General features: G+C 71.3%; 25 protein-coding genes. 8 read left to right on the top strand and 17 right to left on the bottom strand.

Annotated features, from left to right (window positions below; translation table 11 throughout):
* Positions 1-2: 2 nt before the first annotated feature.
* Together OG488_RS02420 and OG488_RS02415 are read right to left on the bottom strand one after the other, a co-directional pair.
* Positions 3-1,493, bottom strand: a complete 1,491-nt coding sequence (locus tag OG488_RS02420; RefSeq protein WP_329225442.1) for an exopolysaccharide biosynthesis polyprenyl glycosylphosphotransferase — start codon at positions 1,491-1,493, stop codon at positions 3-5.
* Positions 1,490-2,665 (bottom strand): glycosyltransferase family 4 protein, encoded by a 1,176-nt coding sequence (locus tag OG488_RS02415; RefSeq protein ID WP_329225440.1) that lies wholly within the window; start codon positions 2,663-2,665, stop codon positions 1,490-1,492. The genes OG488_RS02420 and OG488_RS02415 overlap by 4 nt, the downstream gene beginning before the upstream one ends.
* Positions 2,666-3,295: 630 nt before the next feature.
* On the opposite strand from OG488_RS02415, the gene pgm reads away from it, so the two are divergent.
* Positions 3,296-4,945, top strand: a complete 1,650-nt coding sequence (pgm, locus tag OG488_RS02410) for a phosphoglucomutase (alpha-D-glucose-1,6-bisphosphate-dependent) (protein ID WP_329225438.1) — start codon at positions 3,296-3,298, stop codon at positions 4,943-4,945.
* Positions 4,946-5,016: 71 nt separating this feature from the next.
* Here pgm and rho read toward each other — a convergent pair whose 3' ends face one another.
* Entirely contained in the window at positions 5,017-6,156 is a 1,140-nt protein-coding gene (rho, locus tag OG488_RS02405) for a transcription termination factor Rho (protein ID WP_329225436.1), read from the bottom strand.
* A 283-nt stretch (positions 6,157-6,439) separates the two neighbouring features.
* On the opposite strand from rho, the gene OG488_RS02400 reads away from it, so the two are divergent.
* Positions 6,440-6,877 (top strand): hypothetical protein, encoded by a 438-nt coding sequence (locus OG488_RS02400; RefSeq protein ID WP_329225434.1) that lies wholly within the window; start codon positions 6,440-6,442, stop codon positions 6,875-6,877.
* A gap of 184 nt (positions 6,878-7,061) precedes the next feature.
* Here OG488_RS02400 and OG488_RS02395 read toward each other — a convergent pair whose 3' ends face one another.
* Both OG488_RS02395 and OG488_RS02390 read right to left on the bottom strand, forming a co-directional pair.
* Positions 7,062-7,859: an alpha/beta fold hydrolase gene (locus tag OG488_RS02395; RefSeq protein ID WP_329225433.1), complete on the bottom strand. Its 798-nt coding sequence runs from the start codon at positions 7,857-7,859 to the stop codon at positions 7,062-7,064.
* 30 nt (positions 7,860-7,889) lie between these two features.
* The gene (locus tag OG488_RS02390) at positions 7,890-9,119 is read right to left on the bottom strand and encodes an MFS transporter (protein ID WP_329225431.1); all 1,230 of its coding nucleotides are present in this window, start codon (positions 9,117-9,119) and stop codon (positions 7,890-7,892) included.
* Positions 9,120-9,178: 59 nt separating this feature from the next.
* Between OG488_RS02390 and OG488_RS02385 the strand changes: the two genes are divergently transcribed.
* Positions 9,179-9,535: a MerR family transcriptional regulator gene (locus OG488_RS02385; RefSeq protein ID WP_329225429.1), complete on the top strand. Its 357-nt coding sequence runs from the start codon at positions 9,179-9,181 to the stop codon at positions 9,533-9,535.
* A 112-nt stretch (positions 9,536-9,647) separates the two neighbouring features.
* Here OG488_RS02385 and OG488_RS02380 read toward each other — a convergent pair whose 3' ends face one another.
* From OG488_RS02380 to OG488_RS02355, 6 genes are all read right to left on the bottom strand, one after another.
* Positions 9,648-10,040, bottom strand: coding sequence for a hypothetical protein (locus OG488_RS02380; RefSeq protein WP_329225426.1), 393 nt, complete (start codon positions 10,038-10,040; stop codon positions 9,648-9,650).
* 87 nt (positions 10,041-10,127) lie between these two features.
* Positions 10,128-10,475, bottom strand: coding sequence for a hypothetical protein (locus OG488_RS02375; protein ID WP_329225424.1), 348 nt, complete (start codon positions 10,473-10,475; stop codon positions 10,128-10,130).
* A 494-nt stretch (positions 10,476-10,969) separates the two neighbouring features.
* Positions 10,970-11,959 (bottom strand): methylmalonyl Co-A mutase-associated GTPase MeaB, encoded by a 990-nt coding sequence (gene meaB, locus OG488_RS02370; protein ID WP_329238364.1) that lies wholly within the window; start codon positions 11,957-11,959, stop codon positions 10,970-10,972.
* 10 nt (positions 11,960-11,969) lie between these two features.
* Positions 11,970-14,204, bottom strand: coding sequence for a methylmalonyl-CoA mutase (gene scpA, locus OG488_RS02365; RefSeq protein ID WP_329225422.1), 2,235 nt, complete (start codon positions 14,202-14,204; stop codon positions 11,970-11,972).
* On the bottom strand, positions 14,204-16,060 hold the full coding sequence (gene mutA, locus OG488_RS02360) for a methylmalonyl-CoA mutase small subunit (RefSeq protein WP_329225420.1): 1,857 nt from the start codon (positions 16,058-16,060) through the stop codon (positions 14,204-14,206). Before mutA ends, scpA begins: the two co-directional genes overlap by 1 nt.
* Positions 16,061-16,226: 166 nt before the next feature.
* The gene (locus tag OG488_RS02355; protein WP_329225418.1) at positions 16,227-18,611 is read right to left on the bottom strand and encodes an excinuclease ABC subunit UvrA; all 2,385 of its coding nucleotides are present in this window, start codon (positions 18,609-18,611) and stop codon (positions 16,227-16,229) included.
* 370 nt (positions 18,612-18,981) lie between these two features.
* Here OG488_RS02355 and OG488_RS02350 point away from each other — a divergent pair, with 370 nt between their 5' ends.
* Complete coding sequence (locus OG488_RS02350) at positions 18,982-19,476, top strand: SHOCT domain-containing protein (protein WP_329225416.1); 495 nt, start codon at positions 18,982-18,984, stop codon at positions 19,474-19,476.
* Positions 19,477-19,581: 105 nt separating this feature from the next.
* On the top strand, positions 19,582-20,379 hold the full coding sequence (locus tag OG488_RS02345) for a tyrosine-protein phosphatase (protein WP_329225414.1): 798 nt from the start codon (positions 19,582-19,584) through the stop codon (positions 20,377-20,379).
* A 97-nt stretch (positions 20,380-20,476) separates the two neighbouring features.
* On the opposite strand, the gene OG488_RS02340 is transcribed toward OG488_RS02345, so the two are convergent.
* Both OG488_RS02340 and OG488_RS02335 read right to left on the bottom strand, forming a co-directional pair.
* Positions 20,477-21,076 (bottom strand): hypothetical protein, encoded by a 600-nt coding sequence (locus OG488_RS02340; protein WP_329225412.1) that lies wholly within the window; start codon positions 21,074-21,076, stop codon positions 20,477-20,479.
* Positions 21,073-21,648, bottom strand: coding sequence for a hypothetical protein (locus OG488_RS02335; protein ID WP_329225410.1), 576 nt, complete (start codon positions 21,646-21,648; stop codon positions 21,073-21,075). Before OG488_RS02335 ends, OG488_RS02340 begins: the two co-directional genes overlap by 4 nt.
* Positions 21,649-21,876: 228 nt before the next feature.
* On the opposite strand from OG488_RS02335, the gene OG488_RS02330 reads away from it, so the two are divergent.
* Positions 21,877-22,281, top strand: a complete 405-nt coding sequence (locus OG488_RS02330) for a J-domain-containing protein (RefSeq protein ID WP_329225407.1) — start codon at positions 21,877-21,879, stop codon at positions 22,279-22,281.
* A gap of 70 nt (positions 22,282-22,351) precedes the next feature.
* Entirely contained in the window at positions 22,352-22,834 is a 483-nt protein-coding gene (locus tag OG488_RS02325) for a GNAT family N-acetyltransferase (protein ID WP_329225405.1), read from the top strand.
* Positions 22,835-22,906: 72 nt separating this feature from the next.
* Here the strand turns inward: OG488_RS02325 and OG488_RS02320 are convergent, their stop codons facing one another.
* Complete coding sequence (locus OG488_RS02320; protein WP_329225403.1) at positions 22,907-23,293, bottom strand: VOC family protein; 387 nt, start codon at positions 23,291-23,293, stop codon at positions 22,907-22,909.
* 303 nt (positions 23,294-23,596) lie between these two features.
* Here OG488_RS02320 and OG488_RS02315 point away from each other — a divergent pair, with 303 nt between their 5' ends.
* Entirely contained in the window at positions 23,597-24,175 is a 579-nt protein-coding gene (locus OG488_RS02315) for a DUF6328 family protein (protein WP_329225402.1), read from the top strand.
* Between the two features lie 21 nt (positions 24,176-24,196).
* Here OG488_RS02315 and OG488_RS02310 read toward each other — a convergent pair whose 3' ends face one another.
* The 3 genes from OG488_RS02310 to OG488_RS02300 all read right to left on the bottom strand — a co-directional run bounded on the left by OG488_RS02310 (position 24,197) and on the right by OG488_RS02300 (position 26,509).
* On the bottom strand, positions 24,197-25,024 hold the full coding sequence (locus OG488_RS02310; RefSeq protein WP_329225400.1) for a VOC family protein: 828 nt from the start codon (positions 25,022-25,024) through the stop codon (positions 24,197-24,199).
* Between the two features lie 104 nt (positions 25,025-25,128).
* A complete protein-coding gene (locus OG488_RS02305) occupies positions 25,129-26,043 on the bottom strand; it encodes a cation diffusion facilitator family transporter (RefSeq protein ID WP_329225397.1) in 915 nt (304 codons plus the stop codon).
* Positions 26,044-26,170: 127 nt separating this feature from the next.
* The gene (locus tag OG488_RS02300; RefSeq protein ID WP_329225395.1) at positions 26,171-26,509 is read right to left on the bottom strand and encodes a DUF6479 family protein; all 339 of its coding nucleotides are present in this window, start codon (positions 26,507-26,509) and stop codon (positions 26,171-26,173) included.

Raw genomic sequence — 26,509 nt, 5'->3', positions numbered from 1 at the left:
GGTCAGCTGCCTCCGAGCCGGAACACCGAGCCGGCCGTGCGCGCCAGCACGCACATGTCCTGCCACAGCGACCACGTCTCGATGTACCGGTTGTCGAAGCGGGCCCGGTCCTCGATCGAGGTGTCGCCGCGCAGGCCGTGCACCTGCGCCAGCCCGGTGATGCCGACGGGCATCCGGTGGCGGGTCCGGTACCCCGGGTGCATCCGGCTGAACTGCTGTACGAAGTAGGGGCGTTCGGGGCGGGGACCGACCAGGCTCATGTCGCCGCGTACGACGTTCCACAGCTGCGGGAGCTCGTCGAGCGACGTCCTGCGGAGGAACCTGCCGGCCCGGCTCATGCGCCCGTCCGCCGACACGTTCCACCGGGTGGCCGACTCGTGTTCGTCGGCGGGTCTCAAGGTGCGGAACTTCAGCAGGACGAACGGCCGTCCGGACTCCCCGATGCGCTCCTGACGGAAGATGACGCCCGGGCCGTCGCACACCCGCACGGCGAGTGCGCACGCCGCCATCACCGGGGACGCCGCCACCAGGGCGACCGCCGCCAGGAGGGCGTCCAACGCCCGCTTCACCCGGTGGGCCACCGCACGGTCCGGTCCGGCGTGCAGCGAGTGGGCCGCGAAGCCCCACACATGGTCCGGCCGGGGCGCGGTCCTGGACCGGGCGACCGTTCCCTGGTCGGTGATCAGCCAGACCCGGCACCCGTGCCGCGCGAACAGCGCGAAGAGCTCCTCCCCGTCGGAGACGGTCTCGGGCGGGACCGTGAAGACGGCGTGCCGCACGGAGTTCTGCACGACCGCCCGGCCGGCGTCCTGCACCGACGCGAGGACGGGCAGCGGCGCCTCGCCGGCGGGCGCGTCCGCCGCCTCGTCCGCGTCCGCTCCGGAGCCCACGACCCGGCCGACGGGCCGCATCCCGTACCGCGTGTGCTCCTGCAGGACGGCGACGACCCGGTCGGCGACCGGGCCGTCGCCCACCACCAGGGCGGAGTCCGGACGCCGTGCCGCCGACCAGAGCCGACACCGGTGGACGACGGCCCTCGCTCCGCAGCTCACGACGATCTGCACGCCGGCCGCGCAGCCGAGCGCCACCCACCCGGCGGCGTGGCGCGGGTCGTACGCGGACACCGCCTCGGCGACGACGTACCACTGCACCACGGCGAGCCCTGCGAGCGCGGGCAGCTCCGCCAGGGCGGACGGGGACAGCCCGGGCCGGTAGAGGCCCCGATAGGCGTTGAGGAGCAACTGGACGGCGGCCTGCACGAGGACGACGACCGGTGGCCACGGTCCGGGCGTGATCAGGGCCACGGCCAGGCCGAGCGCGAATGTGTCGCAGGCCATCAGCGCCGCCGGGGTCCGGCGGCGCGTGACGCTCCCGGCGGCCCGCGGGGCCGGAGCGTCCTCCCTGCCGCTGCGCGGCGGGCGGATCGCGGAAGCCGCACGCCGTACGGCAGTTGCCTGGGCGGCTCGGGGGGCAGGTGCACTCTCCGTCGTCATCGCTCGGTGCGCTTCCTCGTCGTGGGGCGGGACTGGCCGACAAGTTCCTGGTAGAGGCGTAGGACGGATCCGGCGGTCCTCGTCACGTCGAAGACGGACCGGGTGCGGCTCTGCGCCGTGCGGCCCAGATCCGCCCTCAGCGCCGGGTCGCTCAGCAGCCTGGTCAGTGCCGCCGCGAGGGCCGAGGGGTCCTCGGGCGGCACGAGGCAGTGGGGCAGGTGTCCGGGGGGCAGGCTCTCCCTGGCTCCGTCGACGTCGGTCAGCAGGACGGGCGTGCCGCAGGCCATGGCTTCGAGGGGGGCCAGTGCCATCCCCTCCCAGCGCGAAGGGAGCACCAGCAGATCCGCCGCCTGGATCCAGGGCCGCACATCCGCGCTGGACCCGGTGAACAGCACGCCGGGAGGCGCCGCGCGCCGGAGCTCGTCCCCGTACGGCCCGTCGCCGACCAGGACCAGCCGGGCGCCCCCCACCGCCGCCGTCCGCCAGGCCCGCAGCAGCACGTCCTGGCCCTTCTGCCGGCTCAGGCGCCCGACGCACACGACGAGCGGCACATCGGCCGGGATCCCGCCGGGCAGGGGGAGTGCGGCACGGGCGGACGCGGCGGCGTCCCCCACGGTGGGCCGGAAGCGGCCGAGGTCGATGCCGTTGTGGATCACCGACCAGCGTGCCGTGATGCCCGCGCGCTGCCCGGTGCGGCGTTCCGACTCGCTGACGCAGAGGATCCGGTCGCTCCACCGCGCCCCGAACCGCTCCCACGCCGCGGCCGCACCGGCCGCCCTGCCCTCCAGGGCCTCGAACGACCACGCGTGCGGCTGGAACACCGTCGGAACCGTGCCACGCACGGCCAGCCGCCCGGCGAGCCCCGCCTTCGCGCTGTGCACGTGGACCACGTCGGGAGCGCAGGCCCGGACGAGCCGGCCCGCCGTGAGGACCTCCCGGCCCAGCCGGGGGCCGGGAGCACGGTCCGCCGGCCAGGCGCACACCCGGGCCCCGGCGATGGCTGCCCCCGCGGCCAGCGGCCCGTCCGGAGGGCAGGCCACGACGGGCCGCAGCCCTGCCCGGACCTGCGCCGCCACGAGGTCGGTCACGACTCGTGCGACTCCTCCCTCCACCGGCTGGACCAGGTGAAGGACTGTCAGGCGACTTTCATCGGAGCAACTCTTCTGCAGCACGCACGGCTCTCTTTCGCAAGCCCCCGAAGAGCCGGTTCGGATAAACACCGGCGGCAAGGAATGTGGTGGCGGAGATCAAGCGGTAAAACCGAAATGCACTTTGACAGACCACGAGTACGAAAACGCGGAGGACTCGCGCACGTGTCCCCATGGATCACCTGTGGCCAGGCCGTCTACCACCGGTTCCGTGAATCGGGATTCGGACGTCCGGCCACCGGGCACGCGAATCCTGCGGCGTGTCGGACGGCTTTGGTCGGCCGCGTCCGCTGCCTTGTCGAAAGATGGCCGTGCTGCATGCATCTGGCCGTATCCCGAGGCTTCGGATACTCCTGACAGTGAAGGCGCGCAATGGCCCACCATTGACGAAGAGTTGTCCGGCGCAATTCCTGGTGCCGCTCCGGGGCCGTTCGGGTGCGGCGTTCTCCCGGCCCGGCCGCCCTGCCGCGCGCACACGTGCTGACCGGCTCCTCATGGTGAAACCCGCCCAGAGCTCCGCCGTGCTCCGGGCGCGATGCCGGTGAGGCCCCGTACCCGGGAGTGCTGCCGAGGAGGCAGTATCGGGTACGAGTCGTGATGATCGTCCGCCCGGTGGCGGTCCGCGAAAGGCCGATGAGGGACAGAGGAGAAACGATGGTTCACGAACGGGCCGGTCAGCCGGCGCAGCCCGGAGACCTGGTGGACGTGGCACGGCTGGTGACGGCCTACTACACCGTCCACCCCGACCCGGCCGAGCCCGGCCAGCGTGTGGCGTTCGGAACCTCGGGCCATCGCGGATCGGCACTCGCGGCGGCCTTCAACGACGACCACATCGCCGCCACCACCCAGGCCATCTGTGACTACCGCACCCGGCAGGGCACCGACGGGCCGCTGTTCCTGGGCGCCGACACCCACGCACTGTCCGAACCCGCCCGGATCACGGCCGTCGAGGTCCTGGCGGCCAACGGCGCCACCGTCCTGATCGACAGCGACGACGGATACACACCCACCCCGGCCGTCTCGCACGCGATCCTCACCTACAACAGGGGCCGCACGGCCGGCCTCGCCGACGGCATCGTCGTCACCCCGTCGCACAACCCGCCCGCGGACGGCGGGTTCAAGTACAACCCGCCGCACGGCGGCCCGGCAGGCTCGGACGCCACCTCCTGGATCCAGGACCGGGCCAACGCCCTGATCGAGGGCGGGCTCAAGGAGGTCCGGAGGATCCCCTGGGCCCGGGCGCTCGCCGCCGGCACCACCGGCCGGCACGACTTCCTCACCGGCTACGTCGACGACCTCCCGGCCGTCCTCGACCTGGACGCCGTACGCGACGCCGGGATCCGCATCGGTGCGGATCCCCTGGGCGGCGCCTCGGTCGGGTACTGGGGCCGGATCGCCGAGCGCCACCGCCTCGACCTCACGGTGGTCAATCCTCTCGCCGACCCCACCTGGCGGTTCATGACGCTGGACTGGGACGGGAAGATCCGGATGGACTGCTCCTCCCCGTACGCCATGGCCTCCCTGATCGAGCAGCGCGACACGTACACCATCGCCACCGGCAACGACGCCGACGCCGACCGGCACGGCATCGTCACGCCCGACGGCGGACTGATGAACCCCAACCACTACCTGGCGGTGGCGATCCGCTACCTCTACTCCCACCGGGAGGGCTGGCCGGCCGGTACGGGCATCGGGAAGACCCTGGTGTCCTCCTCCATGATCGACCGGGTCGCCGAGGACCTCGGGCGCCGGCTGGTGGAGGTGCCGGTGGGCTTCAAGTGGTTCGTCGACGGACTGTTCGGCGGCACCCTCGGCTTCGGTGGCGAGGAGTCCGCCGGAGCGTCCTTCCTGCGCCGTGACGGCCGGGTGTGGACCACCGACAAGGACGGCATCCTGCTCGCCCTGCTGGCGTCGGAGATCACCGCGGTCACGGGCTCCACCCCCTCCCAGCACTACGGCGAGCTGACCGCCCGGTTCGGCGACCCGGCCTACGCCCGGATCGACGCCCCCGCGACGCGGGAGCAGAAGGCGGTCCTGGCCAGGCTCTCCCCGGAGCAGGTCACCGCGGACACCCTGGCCGGAGAGCCGATCACGGCCGTGCTCACGGAGGCACCGGGCAACGGCGCCGCGATCGGAGGGCTCAAGGTCTGCACCGACAGCGCCTGGTTCGCGGCCCGGCCCTCCGGCACGGAGGACGTCTACAAGGTGTACGCGGAGAGCTTCCAGGGGGCCGAACACCTGGCCAGGGTCCAGGACGAGGCCCGGTCCCTGGTCTCCGACGCACTGGGCGCCACGGCGGGCTGAACGGGCGGAGGAGGGCGGTCAGGGAGCTCCCTGACCGCCCTCCCCGTGGTGGCTCCCTGGTGCGGCGGCGGTCACGCCTCAGGCACGGTCCGAAGGACCTGCCGGATGAAGGCGGCGTTGTCGGGAGTCCTGCGGATCCTGTCCAGCAGCGCTTCGAGCGCGCCCTGACCGTCCCTCGACCGCAGGGCGCGCCTCAGGCCCCGTACGGCGGCGAGTTCCGGCGCGGGCTGGAGCAGTTCCTCGCGGCGGGTGCCGGAGGGGGTGATGTCGACGGCGGGGAAGACCCGCCGGTCGGCCAGCGACCTGTCGAGGCGGAGTTCCATGTTGCCGGTGCCCTTGAGCTCCTCGAAGAAGTAGTCGTCAGCGCGTGAGCCGGTGTCGACCAGCACGGTCGCCAGAATGGTGAGCGAGCCGCCCTCCTCGGCCAGCCTGGCCGCTCCGAACAGTTTCTTGGGGCCCGACAGCGCCGCGGCGTCCACGCCTCCGCTCAAGGTGCGCCCGCCGGCCCCGGCGCTGTTGTTGTGGGCGCGGCACAGCCGGGTGAGGGAATCCAGGAGGACCACGACGTCCTGACCCTGTTCGACCAGGCGCTTGGCCCGTTCCAGGGCGAGTTCGGCGAGCGCGATGTGCTCCTTTGCGGGCCGGTCGAACGTGGAGGAGTACACCTCGCCCCGTACGGAGCGGCGCATGTCGGTGACTTCTTCGGGACGTTCGTCCAGGAGGACCACCATCAGGTGGCACTCCGGGTGATTGACGGCGACCGCAGCGGCGATCTGCTGCAGCAGCACGGTCTTGCCGGTCTTGGGCGGTGCGACGATCAGTCCGCGCTGGCCCTTGCCGACGGGCGCCACCAGGTCGATGACACGTGGCGCGGGCCCGCCGTCCGGCGTCTCCAGGCGCAGGCGCTCCCGGGGGTGCAGCGGAGTGAGGTCGCGGAAGTGCGGACGGCTCCGGAGCTCGTGCGCCGGGCGGCCGTTCACCGATTCGACGAGGGACAGTGCGCGAGGGCGCTCGCAGAGCCCCTCGACGACATCGCCCTTGCGCAGGCCGTGCCGGCGGATCAACGCGGGCGGCACCTGGACGTCGTGGGCGGAGGGGTGGCCTCCCGCGGTGCGCAGGACGCCGTGTCCGTTGTTCGTGGTGTCGAGGACACCGGCGGTGCGGACGGGTGCGTTCTGTTGCGTCACGGGGCGTTCGAGTGTGCTGGTCATGGTGGGTCCTTTCGCGGACATGGCGAATGAGAGGTCCGGAGAGGGCGAGGCGGCGGAATCACGCCTCGTGCGACGGGCACGGAAAGCCCGGACCGGACGGAAGAGGTGGTGCGAGGAGCTGGATCGCCGGTCGTCTGAGGACGGGCGCAACAGCGGGGGAGAAGCATCGGCGCCCGATGGGGGCGTTCACGAATGCTGCACGGACCGTACCACGCGTGGAGGAGGAAGGGAAGGGGGCGGCCTCCAGGACCGCGCCGCTCTCCGGAGAGCGGGGGAAGTCAGTGTGAGCGAAGTCGTCGACGCGGCCTGTGACGCGCTCGTCGCGGGACTCGACACCCCCGCCCTTCGCGTCCTAGCCGCCTGCACCCGCGCCGAGGCGGACCACGACGTCCACGACTTGCTTCGCCCCGCGCTCGACGAACTCGGCCTGACGTTCCATCCGGTCGCCTGCGAGGCCGGCCGAGAAGCCGCCGCGCGAGCACTCGCACGGCGCATGCTCGCCGGCGAGCTGAAGCCCTGGGAGCTCACCTTCCGGATTCATCACCGCTACGGCCATGAGCTGCCCCTGACGGAACGGCTGGCCGAACTCGACGACGAGGACGCCATCCTCGAGCACGGCGACAGGACTGTGTACGTGGTCGATGCCGAAGTCACGGCCGAAGCCCGCCGCCTCGCAGCCCACCTCGACCTTCCCGCCGAACGGGCGGACATCCCCGGCTGATGCTCTGCCGCGATCGTCCCGGGGTTCCCTCCACCGGCCGCCTCCATGCAGGTCGAGCACCATCAGGTCATGCAAGGCGGCGGCTGCCCCATGGCCGCGCCTCGCCCCGGCGGTCTTCCGGCCTGGAGCAGCATCCGGTGGGATCCTTGCCCACCGCACGCCCGGGTGGCCGCGGGGCCCGCTGTCAGGCGGGGACGGTGCCGAGGAAGTCGAGGAGAAGCGCGGACCATTCCTCGGGGCGCTCGACGAAAGGCAGATGCCCCGTGCGGAGTTCGGCGTACTCGGCACCCGGGATCGTGTCGGCGAGTTGCCGGTGGTGGTAGGGCGTGACCAGCTGGTCGAACGTGGTGGAGATGACCAGGGTCGGCACCGTGATGGCAGACAGGTCCTCGCGGACGTCAACCTGATCGATGAGCAGGTCCAGCTGCCCGAGTGTGCCGGGCGGGATCGTGGTCGCGGTGGCCTTCAGGGCGGTGTCGAGGTCGTCCTGACCGATGGCCTCCAAGGCGGGGGCGGACAGCCCGATCAGGGACACGAACGCGGCCAGACGCTCGAGGTCGCCTGAGCGGAGCAAGTCGCGCCAGAGCCGGGCGGCCAGCAGGAACCGCGGATCGGGGTGGGCGAAGCCGGCTGTCAGGACGAGGCCGGTGACGCGGTCGGGGTGGCGGGTGGCGGCGCGGATGGCGACCGGACTGCCGAGCGAGTATCCGGCGATGGCGAACGTGTCCACGTTCTCCTCGACGGCGGCGGCGACCAGGGCGTCGGCCAGGGCGTTCAAGGCGAGCGGGGTTTCGGCGCGGGGGGTGCGGCCGGTGCCGGGATAGTCGGGCCCCACGACGGTGTGGCGGGCGGCGAGACTCGCCAGGATCGGGCCGAAGTTGGCGTCGATGCCGCCGCCGGCGCCGTGGGCGAGCAGCAGGCCCGGGCCGGTGCCGCGCACGATACGGCCAAGGGAGGGAGAGGGGAGAGCAGTTGAGGGCATGAGGATGTCTCTCTTCCGGTTCTCGGAGGACTAAGGGATGGGGCAGGTCATCGGGGTACGTGGCTGAGCGCGCCGCTGCCGGGCAGCGGTGACGGCGAGGCCGAAGGCGGCGAGCGTCACCAGCGCGCCGATCCACGGCAGGTCGCCGAGCGAGGAGCCGACGGTGACGGCTTGGCCGCCGAGGGTGGAGCCGGCTGCGACCCCGAGGTTGAACGCGGAGGCGCTGACCGCCGTGACCAGGGTGGGTGCTTTCGGGGAGGACGCCAGTGCGCGGTCCTGCAGCAACGGGATCAAGGCGGCGGCGATGACACCGAGGACGAGTACGGTGGCGGCGGCCGCCCAGCGGCTCCGGCTGGTGAGCGTGAAGGCCGCCAGCACAGTGGCGAGGACGGCGAGCAGCGCACACAACGCCGCCCACGGGGCGCGGTCGGCCAGGCGGCCGCCGAGCATGTTGCCGGCTACGGAACCCAGGCCGAAGAGCGCGAGCAACGCCGTCACCCCGGAGGCGGTGAATCCGCTGACCTGGCGCAGCAGCGGGGCGATGTAGGTGTAGGTGGTGAACAGGCCGGCCTGCGCGACCACGATGATCGCCAGCACCGCTGCCACTTCGGGCTTGAGCAACTCCCGGACCTCGCCGCCGGGGCGGCCGGCCGTCTCCGGTGCTGCGGGACGGACCAGCACACCGGTGGCGGTGAGGACGGTGGCGCCCAGGACGGCGATGCCGGCAAAGGTCGCCCGCCAGCCGTGGTGGTCGCCGATCCAGGTACCCAACGGCCCGCCAAGGACCGTGGCGAGGTTCCAGCCCGCCGTGATCACGGCGACGGCACGCCCGCGGTGCCCTGGCGGAGCCGTGGTCACCGCGATCACCAATGCCGTGGCGAAGACCGTGCTGTGCGTCAGAGCGGTCAGCATCCTTGCCGCGGCCAGGACACCGAACCCCGTGGCCAGCGCCGCGGCGACGTTGCCCGCGACGAACACGCAGAGCAGGATCAGCAGCGTGCGGTGGCGGGCGATGGCAAGCATTACCAGGGTGACCAACGGCCCGGCGACGGCGACCACCAGGGCGTACACCGTCACCAGCACCCCGACGGTCGCCGGCGGACGGTGCAGATCCGTCGACAGCTCCGGCAGCAGGCCGACCATCACCCACTCCGCGGTACCCACCAGGAACACACAGGCGGTGAGCAGAGCCAGTACCGCGCGCCGGCGCACGGGCGCGCGAGGGACGGCGGTCATCGAGGCCGCCTTGTTCGTCGTCATGCGACCGACGCTAAAGTCTCACATCTATGTGAGAGTCAACGTCGTGAGGTGCAGGTCACATGCGCATGGGAGAGATGGTCCGGCGAACCGGCGTCAGCGAACGCCTGCTGCGCTACTACGAGGAACAGGGCCTGATCCACCCGGACCGGCTTCCCAGCGGCTATCGCGTCTACGACGAGGTCGACATCGACACGGTGCGGCGCATCCGCAGTCTGCTGGCCGCCGGCCTGTCCACGACCATCATCGCCAGGATCCTGCCGTGTGTCTGCATCAGCGGCCCGACCCTGACCCCCGTGTGCTCCGACACCGTCACCGAGCTGCGGCGAGAGCGCGAACGGATCACTCACGCCATCAACGAGCTGCACGCTTCGCGAACCATGCTCGACACCGTCATCGCCGCAGCCCCGGCCACCTGAACCGCGCCCTGGAAAACGGTCCACATGGGCGCGGGAAGCAATCACACCCTTCATGCAGGTCCTGAACTCACACGCGCTCCTCCGGCGTCAACCCCCGCGACGTAGCGCGCGATCACCTCGTGGGGGTGCGGTCGGAGACCAGGCCGGCCACACCCGAGCCGCCTTCGTCGACGTGCTCGCGGCGTCCGAGGTACCGCAGGAGTGTCCGCCACTGCTTGTGCTCGGGGTTGGAGTGCTCGACGCGGATTCGTACTGATGACTGCTGGTGACGGGCGGCACCCCACGCCGCGAGGGTTTCCGGCGGAGCGTCCTTCTTCGAGTTCAGAGGCGCTGCCTGGACCTGGTCGGGGACCTGCTCGGCCAGTCCCTCAGCCAACAGCGGACGGATCCCATGGGCGGCGCGGGTGATCGTGGAGCGGTCCACGCCGCAGAGCACAGCCAGAGCTGCATGAGGAGGCTGTAACCGCAGGACGGCCAGGGCGACGATGATCCGGTTGGTGAACACCAACTGATGGTTCGGGGCGGACCCGGCTGCCCGCAGACGGCCGTGACCCCTGCGGTCGTGAAGTCGGCCCTCTTCACGTCACGGCAGTCAGAAGGCGTCGAGCGCGCCCACGGCCGCACAGATGTGACCCGGCCCGCCCTCCGACCGCCTCCCGGCGCACCACCAGGAGAGCAGCCCCTCCACGTCGCGCGTATGCATGCCCAGGTCGTGTTCGGCACACAGGGGCCATGCCTGCCACAGACGCTCAGCGACGGTTTCCTGCGCGGCGTCGGCGACGATCGCCAGGGCATGAGCAGAGTCCTCTGCCGTCTTCGGGTACAGATGACTGCCGTGCCACTCGCCGTTGGCCAGGGCCACGTAGACGCACTCCGGCTCGCCCGCCTCGTACGAAGGCTGGGCCAGCAGTTGCAGAGGTCCCTGCTCAGCAAGAGTCACGGCCAAGTCCTGGTTGACGACCACGAGAGCCTCGTCCCACAGGGGGTACTCGCCTCGCGAGACCCGGCGGACTCCGGGTTGATCGAAAAGAGCATGCACAGGGCCATCCTCCGCTACGGACGCCCGACCTCGATCGCGCACAAGCCGTAAGGTGCGGTGCCCGTCCTCCCGTCGCGGGTCCTCGGGCACCGGCTCGGTCATTTCGTCCCGCCGGCCCGTGCCGGAAGCGAGCGGCCAGCCGCACGCCATGCCGACCGGCTCGCCGTCCTCGCAGCGGGCCGAGGCGGCACGCAGGGTGGGCTTGCGGACGTGAGAAGGGAAACGGAGGAAGGCGGCGACGTCGTCGTCCTCGGTCTCACCGCAGGCAGGCTCGGCGAACGCTTCGGCATGGACCAGCCTGGACGCGCCCTCGGCCCGGGCTGCGGCTGATCCGTCCATGCGCTCTGCCGCCCGGCCGCCGTGAGAAAGGGCGCCGACTGCTCTGCGACCGGCTCTCAGCCCTCCCCGCGGAACGCCCGCAGGATCTGCTCGGCGGCAAGTGTGGCCGTCAACTCGCCCTCACGGACCCGCTGTTCAAGACCGGGAGTGAGCGTGCGCACCTCAGGGTGGCTGCGCAGGCTCTCCAGCAACTCGTCGCGGACCATGGCCCAGGTCCAGCCCACCTGCTGGTCACGACGCTTGGCCGCGAGCCGGCCCGTGGAGTCCAGGAGCGTGCGGTGCTGCTCCAGCCGCTCCCACAGCGTGTCCAGACCCGTCGACTCCCTTGCACTGCACGTCAGCACCGGGGGAGTCCAGGCGGCGTCCACCGGGTGCATCAGCCGCAGCGCCCCCGCCAGTTCGCGGGCCGCCGATCGGGCGTCACGTTCGTGCGGGCCGTCGGCCTTGTTGACGGCGATCACGTCGGCCAGCTCCAGGACGCCCTTCTTGATGCCCTGCAGCTGGTCGCCGGTCCGGGCCAGCGTGAGCAGCAGGAAGGTGTCGACCATGTCGGCGACCGCCGTCTCCGACTGGCCGACGCCCACCGTCTCCACCAGCACCACGTCGTAACCGGCCGCCTCCATCACCACGATGGACTCCCGGGTCGCCTTGGCCACCCCGCCCAGCGTCCCCGCCGTGGGGGAGGGGCGTACGAAGGCCCGCGCGTCCACCGCCAGCCGTTCCATGCGGGTCTTGTCACCCAGGATCGAACCGCCCGTACGGCTGGACGAGGGGTCCACGGCCAGCACCGCGACCCTGTGCCCCAGGCCCGTGAGCAGGGTGCCGAGCGCGTCGATGAACGTGGACTTCCCCACGCCCGGCACCCCGCTGATCCCGATGCGCCTGGCCCGCCCCGCGTGCGGCAGCAGCTCGCTCAGCAACCGCTGCGCCAGCACCCGGTGGTCGGGACGGGCCGACTCCACGAGCGTGATCGCGCGCGCGACGAACGCCCGCTTCCCTTCGAGCACACCCTTGGCATAGGCGTCGATGTCGATGTTCACGGCCACCGTCATCGGCTCACAGTTCGTGGCCGAGCGCGGTGGCGAGCCGCGCGACCAGGTCGTGGGCGGCCTCGGGGATCACCGTGCCGGGCGGGAACACGGCCGCTGCGCCCGCGTCGTGCAGCGCCTCGATGTCCTGGGGCGGGATCACCCCGCCGACCACGATCATGATGTCCTCCCGGCCCTCGGCGGCGAGTTCCTCGCGCAGCGCGGGCACGAGGGTGAGGTGACCGGCGGCGAGGGACGACACGCCCACGATGTGCACGTCGGCTTCGACGGCCTGGCGGGCGACCTCGGCGGGGGTCTGGAAGAGGGGGCCGACGTCGACGTCGAAGCCCAGGTCGGCGAAGGCGGTGGCGATCACCTTCTGGCCGCGGTCGTGTCCGTCCTGGCCCATCTTCGCGACGAGGATGCGCGGACGGCGTCCCTCGGCCTCCTCGAAGGCGTCGACGCGTGCGCGGGTGCGGTCCACGGACGGGGACTCTCCTGCCTCTTTGCGGTATACGCCGGAGATCGTACGGATCTGGCCGGCGTGCCTGCCGTAGACCTTCTCCAGTGCGTCCGAGATCTCCCCGACCGTGGCCATCGCGCGGGCGGCGTCGACGGCCAGCGCCAGCAGGTTGCCCTCCAGGTCCGGCCCCGGGGCCCTGCCCGCCGCGTCGGTGAGCGCCCGCAGTGCGTCCTGGCAGGTGGTTTCGTCGCGTTCTGCGCGCAGTCGGCGCAGCTTTTCGATCTGCTGGGTGCGGACGGAGGAGTTGTCGACCTTGAGTACGTCGATCTTCTCGTCTGTCTCGACGCGGTATTTGTTGACGCCGATGACGGGCTGTCGGCCGGAGTCGATGCGGGCCTGGGTGCGGGCGGCGGCTTCCTCGATGCGGAGTTTGGGGATGCCGGCGTCGATGGCCTTGGACATGCCGCCGGCGGCCTCGACCTCCTGGATGTGCTGCCAGGCGCGGTGGGCGAGGTCGTGGGTCAGTTTCTCGACGTAGGCGCTGCCGCCCCAGGGGTCGATCACCCGTGTGGTGCCGGACTCCTGCTGGAGCAGGAGTTGGGTGTTGCGGGCGATGCGTGCGGAGAAGTCGGTGGGCAGGGCGAGGGCCTCGTCCAGGGCGTTGGTGTGCAGGGACTGGGTGTGGCCCTGGGTGGCTGCCATCGCCTCGACGCAGGTGCGGGTGACGTTGTTGAACACGTCCTGCGCTGTCAGTGACCAGCCGGAGGTCTGTGAATGGGTGCGCAGGGAGAGCGACTTGGGGTTCTTGGGGTCGAACTCCTTGACGAGTTTCGCCCAGAGCAGGCGGGCCGCGCGGAGTTTGGCGATCTCCATGAAGAAGTTCATGCCGATCGCCCAGAAGAACGAGAGGCGGGGGGCGAACGCGTCGACGTCCAGGCCGGCTTCCTGCCCGGCCCGCAGGTATTCGACTCCGTCGGCCAGGGTGTAGGCGAGCTCCAGGTCGGCCGTGGCTCCGGCTTCCTGGATGTGGTAGCCGGAGATGGAGATCGAGTTGTAGCGGGGCATCTTCTGCGAGGTGAACGCGAAGATGTCGGAGATGATCCGCATCGAGGGGGCGGGCGGGTAGATGTAGGTGTTGCGGACCATGAACTCCTTGAGGATGTCGTTCTGGATGGTGCCGGCCAGCTTCTCGGGCGGCACGCCCTGTTCCTCGGCGGCCACGATGTAGAGGGCGAGAACCGGGAGGACCGCGCCGTTCATGGTCATGGACACCGACATCTTGTCCAGGGGGATGCCGTCGAAGAGCTGGCGCATGTCGTAGATGGAGTCGATGGCGACGCCGGCCATGCCGACGTCGCCGGTGACGCGGGGGTGGTCGCTGTCGTAGCCGCGGTGGGTGGGCAGGTCGAACGCGACGGACAGGCCCTTCTGGCCGGCGGCGAGGTTGCGCCGGTAGAAGGCGTTGGACTCCTCCGCGGTGGAGAATCCGGCGTACTGACGGATCGTCCAGGGCTGGTTGACGTACATCGTCGGGTACGGTCCGCGCAGGTACGGGGCGATACCGGGGCGGGTGTCCAGGAAGTCGAGCCCCTCCAGATCCCGCCCGGTGTACAGCGGCTTGACGTCGATGCCCTCCGGCGTCTCCCAGAGCAGCTCGTCCTCGGAGCGCCCGGATGATTCCTTGACCGCGGCCTGCCAGCGGTCCTCGGAGGCCTCGGCGGGCTGACCCGCGGTCAGGGAGACCTCGGAGAAGTCCGGCACGGGGTTCAGGGGGGACCCGTCGGTCCCGGGGGTCTGCATCACGCCACTCCCATGCGGTCGAGTTCGGAGGAGAGGACGGCGACCACGTCGCAGCCGGCGAACACATGGACGTCGGCACCGGGGTACTCGCCCGGCCGCCCCGCGAGGAGGATCCGTTCCGCGCCTGCTCCCCGAAGGGCCGCGGCGACGGAGTCGGCCTGCTCGGCGTAGAACGTGTCCGTCGAGCACAGACAGGCGACCGAGGCCCCGCTGGCCGTGAACGCGGCGGCAGCGGTCGACGCGTCCACCGAGGCGGGGGCCTGGATGGGCTCGATGCCGCCCGACAGGAAGAGGTTCGCCGCGAAGGAGGCCCGTGCGGTGTGCACCGCCGCCGGTCCCAGCGCGGCGAGGAAGACCTTGGGCCGGCTTCCCGTGGAGGCCAGGTGCCGGTCCGACCTGGCCCGCAGTGCCTCGAACGCCTCGTCGCGCCTGACCCTGGGCAGTCCGCCCTCCGAGGCGGCGGCGGGCGCGGACTCGCGCTCCACGGACCGCTCGGCGAGATCCGGGAACTCACTGACCCCGGTCACGGGCTCCTTGCGCCGTGCGAGGTCCTTGCTCCGGGCGGCCCAGGTGGCGGCGAGCCGCTCCCGCACCATGCCGGAGCGGAGGGCGGCGGCCTGGCCGCCCGCCCGCTCGATCTCCTGGAAGAACGCCCAGGCGGCTGCGGCGAGTTCCTCCGTGAGCCGCTCCACGTACCAGGAACCACCCGCAGGGTCCGTCACCCTGGCCAGGTGGGACTCCTCCATCAGGATCGTCGAGGTGTTGCGGGCGATCCGCCGGGCGAACGCGTCCGGCAGGCCCAGAGCGTGATCGAACGGAAGTACGGTGACGGACTCGGCTCCGCCGACACCCGCGCCGAGACAGGCCAGTGTGGTGCGCAGCATGTTCACCCAGGGGTCGCGGCGCGTCATCATCACCGGCGAGGTCACGGCGTGCTGCCGCTGCGCCCCGGCGTCCGGGGCTCCGCAGGCCTCGGCGACACGGGCCCACAGCCGGCGCGCCGCCCGGAACTTCGCGATCGTCAGGAACTGGTCGGCCGTGGCCGCGTAGCGGAACTCCAGCTGGGCGCAGGCCTCCTCGACGGAGAGCCCCGCCCCGGTCAGCGCCCTGAGATAGGCGACGCCCGTGGCCAGTGAGAGCCCCAGCTCCTCTGCGGCGGAACCGCCCGCCTCGTGGTACGGCAGCGCGTCCACGGCCAGGGCACGCAGACCCGGGTACTCGCGGGAGCACAGCCGCGCCCAGTGGACGGCGTCGGCCTGGTCGGGCTCCGCGCCCGTACGCGCGGCCTGCCCGAGCGGATCCACCCCGAGGGTGCCGCGCGCAGCCTCCTTGGCGATGCCCCGTGCCTCGTACAGCCGGAGCAACTCCCGTACGGCGGGCCCGGGATCGGAGCCCGCGTCGAGCGCCACGGGCGCCAGGTCGAGCAGGACGCCCTCCAGGGCGCGGGCGAGGCCGGAGACCGGTACCCCGCCGGGTTCGCCCACGGAGAGCCAGAGCGACGTGACGCCGTTCTCCAGATCGCCGAGCAGGGCCTCGTTCAGGCGTACGGGATCGGCCAGCGTGTGACGCTGGCGCACGTCCCAGCCGTTCGTCGTGTTCCCCGTGGCCCTGCTGCCCCGGGTGAAGGGCGCGAAGCCGGGCAGACCGGGGTCCGCCGACGCGTCGGTGGAGGTGTACAGAGGGCGGGCTGTGAGCCCGTCCCCGAGTGCGGTGGACAGCGCTTCCTCGGCGGCCGTGCCCTCGACGTCCTTGCCCGACTTGCGCAGTACGCCTTCGACGAGGCTCTGCCACTGGTCGTGGGAAGGATCGGGGAACTCGGCGGCCAGAGAGAGCCCGTCAGCAGGCAGGACCGTCATGCTCAGATGCTAGGTCAGCACTCCGATGAGCAGCAGGCCAACCGGCTGTGACCTTGCCCTCTCCGAATTGTGCCGGATTACCTGGGGTGGAGCGGCCTTGTCCACGACACGGGCGAGAGCGAGGCCCGACGCCGGGCACGGGGCTCGGCGTCGGGCTGCCCCCGGGTCAGTTGCCGACGTAGGCCGCGAGGTGCTCGCCGGTGAGCGTGGAGCGGCCGGCGACGAGGTCGGCCGGTGTGCCCTCGAAGACGATCCGGCCTCCGTCGTGGCCGGCGCCCGGTCCGAGGTCGATGATCCAGTCGGCGTGGGCCATGACGGCCTGGTGGTGCTCGACGACGACGACGGACTTGCCGGAGTCCACGAGCCGGTCCAGCAGCGCGAGCAACTGCTGGACATCGGCGAGGTGGAGACCCGCGGTCGGCTCGTCGAGGACGTAGACGCCGCCCTTCTCGGCCATGTGGGTGGCCAGCTTGAGCCGCTGACGCTCGCCGCCGGACAGGGTGGTGAGCGGTTGGCCCAGGCTGAGGTAGCCGAGCCCCACGTCGGACAGCCGGCCGAGGATGCGGTGCGCCGCCGGTGTCTGCGCCTCACCGGCGCCGAAGAACTCCTCGGCCTCGGTCACCGGCATCGCGAGGACCTCGCTGATGTCACGGCCGCCGAAACGGTACTCCAGCACCGAGGGCTGGAACCGCTTGCCCTCGCACTCCTCGCAGACGCTGGTGACACCGGCCATCATCCCCAGGTCGGTGTAGATGACGCCGGCACCGTTGCAATGGGGGCACGCCCCCTCGGAGTTGGCGCTGAACAGCGCCGGCTTCACGCCGTTGGCCTTGGCGAACGCCTTGCGGATCGGGTCGAGCAGCCCGGTGTACGTCGCCGGATTGCTGCGCCGTGACCCCCGGATCGCACCCTGGTCGACCGACACCACGTTCTCGCCGGGAGGGATCGACCCGTGCACGAGGGAGCTCTTGCCGGATCCGGCGACGCCGGTGACGACGGTCAGCACCCCGAGCGGGACATCGACGTCGACGTCCCGCAGATTGTGCGCGGTCGCACCACGGATCTCCAGGGTCCCGGTGGGCTTGCGCACCTCCTCCTTGAGGGCGGCCCTGTCGTCGAAATGGCGGCCGGTGACGGTGCCGCCGGCCCGCAGCCCGTCGACGGTGCCCTCGAAGCAGATGGTGCCGCCCCCGGTGCCCGCGCCGGGGCCGAGATCGACGACGTGGTCGGCGATCGAGATCGTCTCCGGCTTGTGCTCCACGACGAGCACCGTGTTGCCCTTGTCCCGCAGCCGCAGCAGGAGGTTGTTCATCCGCTGGATGTCATGGGGGTGCAGGCCGATGGTGGGCTCGTCGAAGACGTAGGTGACATCGGTGAGCGAGGAGCCGAGGTGACGGATCATCTTGACGCGCTGGGCCTCGCCCCCCGAGAGCGTGCCCGCCGGCCGGTCGAGCGAGAGATAGCCGAGACCGATCTCCACGAAGGAGTCGAGGGTCTGGCACAGGGCCTCGAGCAGCGGCGCCACCGAGGGCTCGTCGAGGCTCCGGACCCACTCCGCCAGATCGCTGATCTGCATCGCGCAGGCGTCGGCGATGCTGATCCGCTTGATCTTCGAGGACCGTGCCCCCTCGCTGAGCCGGGTTCCGTCGCACTCGGGGCAGGTGGTGAAGGTGACCGCCCGCTCCACGAACGCCCGGATGTGCGGCTGCATCGCCTCCTTGTCCTTGGACAGGAACGACTTCTGGATCTTCGGGATCAGCCCTTCGTAGGTGAGGTTGACACCGTTGACCTTCACCTTGACCGGCTCGCCGTACAGGAAGTCCTGGAGCTCCTTCTTGGTGTACCTGCGGATCGGCTTGTCCGGGTCGACGAAGCCCGACTGCGCGTAGACCTGCACGGTCCACTGGCTGTCCGACTTCCAGCCGGGGATGGTGAACGCGCCCTCGGCGAGCGACTTCGAGTCGTCGTAGAGCTGGGTGAGGTCGATGTCGGAGACCGTCCCCCGGCCCTCGCAGCGGGTGCACATGCCACCGGTGCGGCTGAAGGTCGCCTTCACCGTCTTCTTGTTCCCCCGCTCGACGGTGATCGCTCCGCTCGCCCGGACCGAGGGCACGTTGAAGGCGAAGGCGCCGGGCGGCCCGATGTGCGGTGAGCCGAGGCGGCTGAAAAGGATGCGCAGCATCGCGTTGGCGTCGGTGGCGGTGCCGACCGTGGAACGGGGGTCGGCACCCAGCCGCTGCTGGTCGACGATGATCGCCGTCGTCAGCCCTTCGAGTACGTCGACCTCCGGCCGCGCCAGCGTCGGCATGAAGCCCTGGACGAAGGCGCTGTACGTCTCGTTGATCATCCGCTGCGACTCCGCGGCGATCGTGCTGAAGACCAGCGAGCTCTTGCCCGAGCCGGAGACGCCGGTGAACACCGTGAGCCTGCGCTTGGGGATCTCGACGCTGACGTCCTTGAGGTTGTTCACGCGCGCGCCGTGCACACGGATCACGTCGTGGCTGTCGGAAACGTGCGGCGCGGACGACCCCGTGCTCTTCCTCGTGGCCATGCTCGTCGTCTCTCCATCTGTTCGCGGATCCGCTCTCGCGGAACCCGTCGGTGTCACCGGCGTGGTCGCGGCAACGGTGGTTTCCTGTCGGACCGGTGGTGCCGGCCGGGGCGGAATCACCGGCGAGCCCGGTTGAGGTGCGGCCGGCCGCCGAACACGCCGACGGAGCACCGCGAACCCCTGATTCCCCTGTGCGTCACGCTACGGGGGGCGGGGGGCTTCTGCTTCTCCATTCCTGATCGGTTGCGGGAGAGGCGTGCCGCAGGAGGCGTCTCGCCCCTACCTTTCCCGCCAGGACTTTTCACAGTGCGTCACGGATTGTCCGAAGTTATGCTGCTGTCGACCCAGAACCGCAGGGGAAGGACGTACCGTGGCCGTGGGACCCGTGGAGTACCTCGTCGTCACCTTTCCCGGCGGAAGCTTCGCCGAGGCGATCGCGCCCGTACTGGCCGAAGCCGTCGCCTCCGAGGCCGTACGCATCCTCGATCTGGCCTTCGCCCGAAGAGCCGGAGGCGGTGCTCCCGAGCATGTCGGCCTCCGGGAGATGGACCCTCGAGGGCTGGTGTCGTTCGAACCACCGGACGACCGGCCCGCCGGGATGCCGAAGATCACGGATCTCGACGTCCTCGACGGCCTGCCCGAGGAGGGCTCCGCCGCGCTGATCGTATGGGAGGACCTCTGGTCGGTGCCTCTCACCCGAGCGGTCCAGGACGCGGGTGGCCGGCTCCTGGCGCACGAGAGGATCCCGGCGGACGGCGGGGACGACGTCATCACGCTCCTCGAGCGGCTCGCCGACCTGAGGCAGCGGGGCGTCCTCACCGAGGCCGAGTTCGCTTCGCAGAAGACGAGGATCCTCGCCGACTGACCTCGGCGGCCGGTACCCGGTCCCTCGCGTTTCCTTTTGTCGATATGCGCACGCCGTGCGACGTTGATTCCGACCTGCAGTCTGTCGGGAAAGAGGCAGTTCATCGTGCAGACCGCCCGGGCCGTCCCCGCTTCGACCGTTGTCAACCTGCGCGATCTGGGCGGCATCGCCCTGGGGCGCGACCGCCGCCTGAGGCAGGGAATCCTTCTGCGCTCGGGTCAGCTGAGCGATTTCGACGCCGAGCACGACATGGCGGTGGCCGCGCTCGGCATCCGCACCGTGGTCGATCTGCGCACCGCCGAGGAGCGCCAGTGGGCGCCCGACCGGCTTCCGACGGGTGCCAGGCTCTTCGTCGCGGACGTCCTCGGTGACAACCCTGGCGTGTCGCCGGCGCGGCTGCGGGCGCTCCTCAGTGACCCGGACGGAGCAGCGGCCCTGCTCGGCGGCGGGAAGGCCGAGGAACTCTTCGCGCAGACCTACCGGAAGATGGTCCTCTCCCCGGGCGCGGCAGCCGCCTACCGCGCCTTCCTCGACACCGTCTCGGACCCACGGGCGAGACCGCTGCTCTTCCACTGCGCGACGGGGAAGGACCGGACGGGCTGGGCCACCGCTCTGCTCCTGATGATGGCGGGTGCGTCGCGCGAGGTCGTGCGCGCGGAGTTCCTCGCGGTGAACCGGGCGGTTCGCGCCGCCTACGGGCCGGCCGTACGGCGCTTCCTCGACGAGGGCGGGGACCCGGACATCGCCTCCGCGGTCATCGAGGCCAGGCCCCGCTACCTGGAGGCGGCCCTGGACGCCATGGACGAGCGCTGGGGCGGGCTGGACGGATACCTGAGCAAGGCGCTGCGGCTGCCTTCCGCCGTGGCCGAGCGGCTCCGCGCCGACCTGGCCGTACCGGCCTGACGGTCCGTTCCGCGGCCCGGATCCGCGGCCCCGGACGCGGACCGGCCCGGCGCCGCGTCGAGGGACGTGGCACCGGGCCGGGCGGTCGCCGCACCGCTCAGATCTTCAGCAGCTGTTCACTGATGTCGCGGTAGCGCTGGAGCGCTATCCGCAGCTCCTCGGTCTGGGCATCGGTGTCCTGCTCCTGCCAGCTCGCGCGCAGGACGCGCCTGCGTTCCGTGAGGGCTTCGGTCAGGCCCGAGACGATCTCGTCGAACGTGCTGTCCGCCTCCTCGACGGCCCGGCGAGGGCTCTCGACGAAGTCGGTGACGGCCTGCTGCATACGCTGCGAGAGCTTGTCCTGGTGGTCGCGGGAGACCAGGGGGCCCTCCGTAACGGTGCCGGTGCCGGTGGTCCCGTGACGACCGGTCCGCTCGGACGCCTGCGCGGCGGGTGCCGTGCGCGGTGCCGGCGGGACGCTCAGGTCGTCGGGGCCGCCGCTCTTCGGCTTCAGGCTCTTGCTGTCCCCGGACGTGATTCCGGCTGCTCCTGCGGACGTCCTGTCCGAGGCCGCTCCGGGCGTCCTGCCCGGAGTCTCTCCCGGCGTTCTGGCCGACGTCGTTCCGGGCGTCGTCGACGGGGTGGTCTCCGGAGTGCCGTTGTGGCGCGGCTCCTTGGCGGAGGCTGCATCGGTCGTGGGCTCAATACGGTCGGTCATGCTGTTGCACTGCCTTTCGTCTCGTGTCGGTCCGTCTGTGTCGGCGCGTCCGGCGCGTCCGCGAGCAGCACGTCGAAGAGTGCCCGGGACTCGATCAGGGCCTTCCGCATCTCTTCCGTGCCGCCCTGGCCGCGCACCGCCGTGTGCACCCTGCGGTAGCCGTCGACCTGGTGGGCGTGATGCACGGAGAGGGCGGCCGTCTGCTCCTCGAAGCTGTCGCCGTCCGGGAAGCCCCGGTCACGTGCCAGCTGCGCCAGGAGGGCGTCGGCCGCGACGACCGCGTCCTTGGGGGAGTCGATGAACTGCTCCTGCACCTCGGCCCAGCGGCGGGAGTACCCCTCGCGGGCCTCCGCCGACAGGGGCCGCTCGGACAGGGAGCCGTGCTGCTTCACACGCTCGGAGAGCTCGTGTTCGGCCGCCTTGGTGTCGCCGTCGTGCCGGGCGACCGTGCGGTCGTACTCGGGTCCGAAGCGGCGCTGCAGTCCTCGGCCGCCGGTGCTGCGGCCACGGATGAGGAAGAAGGCGAGCGCTGCCACCAGGACGACGGCAACGATGATCACCACGGTCGTCATGGGTGACGCTCCCGTCGGTCCGCGGCCGGTGCGCCGTGCTGTTCCACTCTCGTCAACCCCTTCCGGTTCGGGCCAGGTTCGGTGTATGGCCGGGCTGTCTGCACCAGCCGTGTACCCACTCGGCACCGTTCAAGGCAGGGAAGCCGCCGGTATCCTGGATCGTGCCGAAACCGGACGATGCGGGGCGGACACCGAGCCGTCCGGACCGAGTGGCGAGAGGGGCACGCGGTGACCGAGCGCAAACCCGCCGGGGTCAGCTTCGAGACATGGGTGGACCGGCAGATCCGCGAGGCCGAGGAGCGCGGCTCCTTCGCCGACCTGCCGGGTGCGGGCCGACCGATTCCCGGCCTGGACAGGCCTTACGACGCGATGTGGTGGATCAAGGCGAAGATGGAACGCGAGGGCCTGTCGGCGCTCCCGCCCTCGCTCGCCCTGCGCAAGGCCGCGGAGGACGCCCGGGAGGAAGCGTTCCGGGCCCGGTCGGAGGCGGAGGTCCGCCGCATCCTGACCGGCATCAACGAGAGGATCCGCGAGGCCCTGGCCAGACCGCCGGAAGGACCGCCGCTGCATCTCGCGCCGTTCGACATCGACGCGCTCGTGAGCGAGTGGCACGCCGGGCGGCACGGTCGCTGAACGACCGCGCCGTGGCGCGGGCGCCGCGCATGATGCGTGGTGCGTGACCGGTGTGCGTAATACTCGCCTCATGAGATCGAGCGTTACGGGCGGACACGGCGGGGTCCGTGTCAGGCGGGCCGTCGCGCGGGACGCGAAGCGGCTCACGCGCCTGGTCACCAGGTCGCGCGCCTACGAGGGCCCGTACGCGCCCATGGTGGAGGGGTACAAGGTCGGCCCGGACTACATCGAGGCCCATGCCGTCCACGCGGCCGTCGACGAGGACGGCCGGGTGCTCGGGTTCTACGCCCTGGTCCTGTCCCCGCCGGAGCTCGACCTCATGTTCGTCGCCGACGACGCCCAGGGCCGGGGGATCGGACGCCTCCTCGTCGCCCATCTGCGCGAGGAGGCACGCCGGGCCGGCCTGGACTCCGTACGCGTGGTCGCGCACCCGCCGGCCGAGGGTTTCTACCGTGCCGTGGGCGCCGAACGCACCGGTACCGTCGTGGCCCGTCCGCCCGCCGTGATGTGGGACCGGCCGGAACTGGCCCTCCCGGTCGACACGACGTCCTGAGCCGTACGGCCCGGCAGGATGCCTGCCGGGCCGTACGGGTCGTGCGGGTCGTGCGCCGGACAAGGGAGACCGCTACGACCAGCCGCCGTACGGGCGGGTGATGAGCTCCATCCCGTGACCGCTCGGATCGGGGAAGTACACCCCGCGTCCGCCGTCGTTGTGGTTGATCTCGCCGGGGTGCTTCTGGTGGGGATCCGCGTAGTAGGTGATCCCCTGCGCCTCGATGTGTCCGAAGGCGACGTCGAACTCCGCCTCGGAGACGAGGAACGCGTAGTGCTGCACGGTGATCGATTCCGCGGGAACGGTCGCGAAGTCCAGCGTGACGCCGTTCGCGAGGACGACGGGGATGAAGGGTCCCCACTCCGTCCCGATGGTGAGACCCAGGAGGTTCGCCAGGAACTCGGCGGACTCCCGGTTGTCCCGGCAATGAACGATGGTGTGGTTCAACTCGACTGGCACGGTGGAATGCCTCCAACAGGCATCTCACGGGCTACCTCCACGCCTCACCCGGACGGTGACCGACGCGCGATGCCGTACGACGATCCTAAGCGAGTTGTCACGGTGCGTCGAGGTCGTGGCCCGTGGTCGAGGGTCGTCTCCCGCCCCGCAGGCGGCAGCTGTGGTGGATTCCCCCGCGGCTGCCACCATGGAGAGCATCGGCAGGCGCGCCGACCCGCGGCTGCCCGCGGGCGCGGATGACGCAGGATTCATGACGGCTTCGCGGGGCACCAGTACCACCTCTACGAGGTGGGGGAGGCAGTGATGGGTCAGATACCCATGGGCAACGGTGGGAACGGCAGAGACGGGGCGGGGACGAACCCGCGCAGCGGACGGCGGGAGACCGAGGAGGAGCGGGCGGACCGGCAGTGGGGCGAACTGCTGCAGGAGCTCCGCGTCGCGCAGACCGGTGTCCAGATCCTGTTCGGCTTCCTGCTCGCCGTGGTCTTCCAGCCCCGCTTCGCCGACCTCTCCACCGTCGACCGGAACATCTACGTCGTGACCGTCATGCTCGGGTCGGCGACGGCGGCCGCGCTGATAGGGCCCGTGTCGTACCACCGGCTGCTCACCGGCCGCAGGATGAAGCCCCAGACGGTCACCTGGGCCTCCCGCCTGACGAAGCTGGGGCTCGGCCTCCTCTTCTGCACGATGTGCAGCACGCTCCTGCTCATCATGCGGGTGGCGTTGCACAACGTGGTGGCCCTGTGGCTGGTCGGCGCCATGGCCCTGTGGTTCCTGGTCTGCTGGTTCGTCTTCCCGCTGTGGGCCATCGCCCGGAACAACGGCCTCCGGCCCGGCGAGGACTGCGGAGCGCCGGACGACGAATCCGACCCGCGCCCCTGACCGTCGGTCCTCGTCGGCCCGTCAGTCCTCGTCGGCGTCCTCCGGGCTGCGTACGTCCGTCACGGTGAAGAGTCCGCCGTCCGGGTCCCGGAGGGTCGCCTCGCTCCCGTGCTGGACGTCGCGCCGCTCCATGAGGGTCCCCCCGTTCCGCTCCGCCGCGAGGACCGTCGCGCGCACATCGGCCACCGGGAACTGGACCTGCCAGTGCGGTCGCACCTGTGGGTCGGGCGCGGCTTCCACGGCGCCGGAGCTGATCCGGGCGAGGGGGCGTCCGTTGCAGCGTACGAGGACCTCCTCCTTCACGTACGCCACCTCGCACCCGCCCGGCTCCCCGCTCTCCCAGCCGAGGACCTCGCCGTAGAAGATCGCGGCGTCGAAGGCGTCCCTCGTGCGCAGCCGGAGCCAGGCGTGGGCCTGGTTCCCCGAAGGGGCGAGGGTGGCCGCGCGGCCCGTCCACTCCCAGACACCGAAGGAGGCGCCGTCCCGGTCGGCGGCCAGGACGGCTCGGCCCAGTCCGACGGTCAGCGGGCCGACCCCGACGGTCCCGCTGCGTTCGCGGATGCGGTCGGAGACGACATCCGCGTCCCGGACCGAGAAGTAGGGCATCCAGGCGACGGCCACCTGGTAGGCGGACGCCACGGCGCCGATACCCGCGACGGGCACGCCTTCGGAGCGGGCCATCACGAATTCCCTGCCCAGTGGTCCCGGGCGGAAGGTCCAGCCGAGGACGGCGCCGTAGAAGCGCTGCGCGTCCTCCAGATCGCGGGTCACCAGGTGGACCCAGCACGGGGCGCTCGCACCGCTCAGCACCGCCGGTTCCGGCGCGGTCCGCGGATCGCCAGTAGTCATGGTCCCACTGCCTTATCGGTTCTGCGGCATGACTTCTTCGGTGCCGCGGGGCCAGGACCAGCCTCGTGCGCGTCGGCGACTCCCGCAACACGCGGCCGCCGCGATCACACCCCGCCCCGCGGCGGCGCGTTCGTGATGTCGAGGAAGACGTGCTCGGCCTCCGGCCAGCTCCGGGCGATCGACCGCTTGATGCGGACGGACACCCGCTCGATCTCCTCGCTGTCGATGCCGGGCGCCAGATCGACGCGGGCCGCCACCAGCACGGAGTCGAGGCCCAGACCCATGGTGAACAGGGCCGCGACGTTGTCGATCTCGTCCTGGGACGTCAGGAACTCCTCCACACCCTGGCGCAGCTCAGGATCCGCGGACTCCCCGATCAGCCGGTCCCGGGCGTCCTTGCCGAGCCGGAAGGCGACGTAGACCAGCAGCAGACCGATCCCCAGGGAGGCCGATGCCTCCCACACGACGTCTCCCGTGACCAGGTGCAGCACCATCCCCGCCATGGCCAGCAGTACGCCCAGCACGGCCGTGCTGTCCTCGGCGATGACCGTCCGCAACGCGGGGTCACGGGCCGCGCCCTTCTCCCGGCGGAGCTGCAGCAGCGCGCGGACGAGCGAACCGCCTTCGGCGAGGAAGGCCACGCCGAGGACGATCAGGCCGACCGTGTATCCGTCGGGTGACTCCTGCCCGTCGCTGCCCAGCGCCTCGAAGCCCTGGAAGAACGAGAAGCAGCCGCCCACCACGAAGATCCCCACGGCGGCGAGGAGCGACCAGAAGTAGCGCTCCTTGCCGTACCCGAAGGGATGGCGGGCGTCGGGAGGACGGTTGCTGCGCCGCAGGGCGGCCAGCAGGAAGACCTCGTTCACGCTGTCCGCCACCGAGTGGGCGGCTTCGGACAGAAGGGCGGGGGACCCCGAGAGGAGTCCGCCCACGGCCTTCGCCACTGCGATCACGAGATTGGCCGAGAGGGCGACCAGGACGGTGACACGGGTCCTGCGGTCCGACTCCGGCTGGTTCATATGCCCCCCGGCTTCATGGTCCTCCGATCGACGGTGGGAGAGGGACGGTCCGGGCACAGCGGTCCGGGCCCGCTCATGGACGGGCCCGGACCGCTGTGCCCGGCCGGCGGGCGGGGCGCTCCGTGCGTCAGTCACGCCGGTCGTCGTCCTCCTGCGGCGGGATCACCTCGTTACCGCGGTCGCTGAGTTCGTACGGGGTCATCGCCCGGCCGTCCTCGGGAAACCGGTCCGCGTGGTGCCTGCCGCTCTCCTGGATCTCCGTCCGGTGGTCCGGCCGGAGCGGCTGCTCCTCGGGGCGCGGGGGCCGTGACTCCTTGTCCCGGCGCCGCATCCCGAACCAGAAGCCGCCGATCAGCAGAATCACCACGGCGAGTCCGACGATGCCGACGATCACACCCACCGCGCCCGGTCCGTCGTCGGCGAGCACGACGGCGAGCGAGTCCCTTGCTCCGTTCGTTACGTCCAT

This window comes from Streptomyces sp. NBC_01460 (assembly GCF_036227405.1).
Taxonomy (GTDB): domain Bacteria; phylum Actinomycetota; class Actinomycetes; order Streptomycetales; family Streptomycetaceae; genus Streptomyces.
This window is presented reverse-complemented; position numbering and strand designations above follow the sequence as displayed.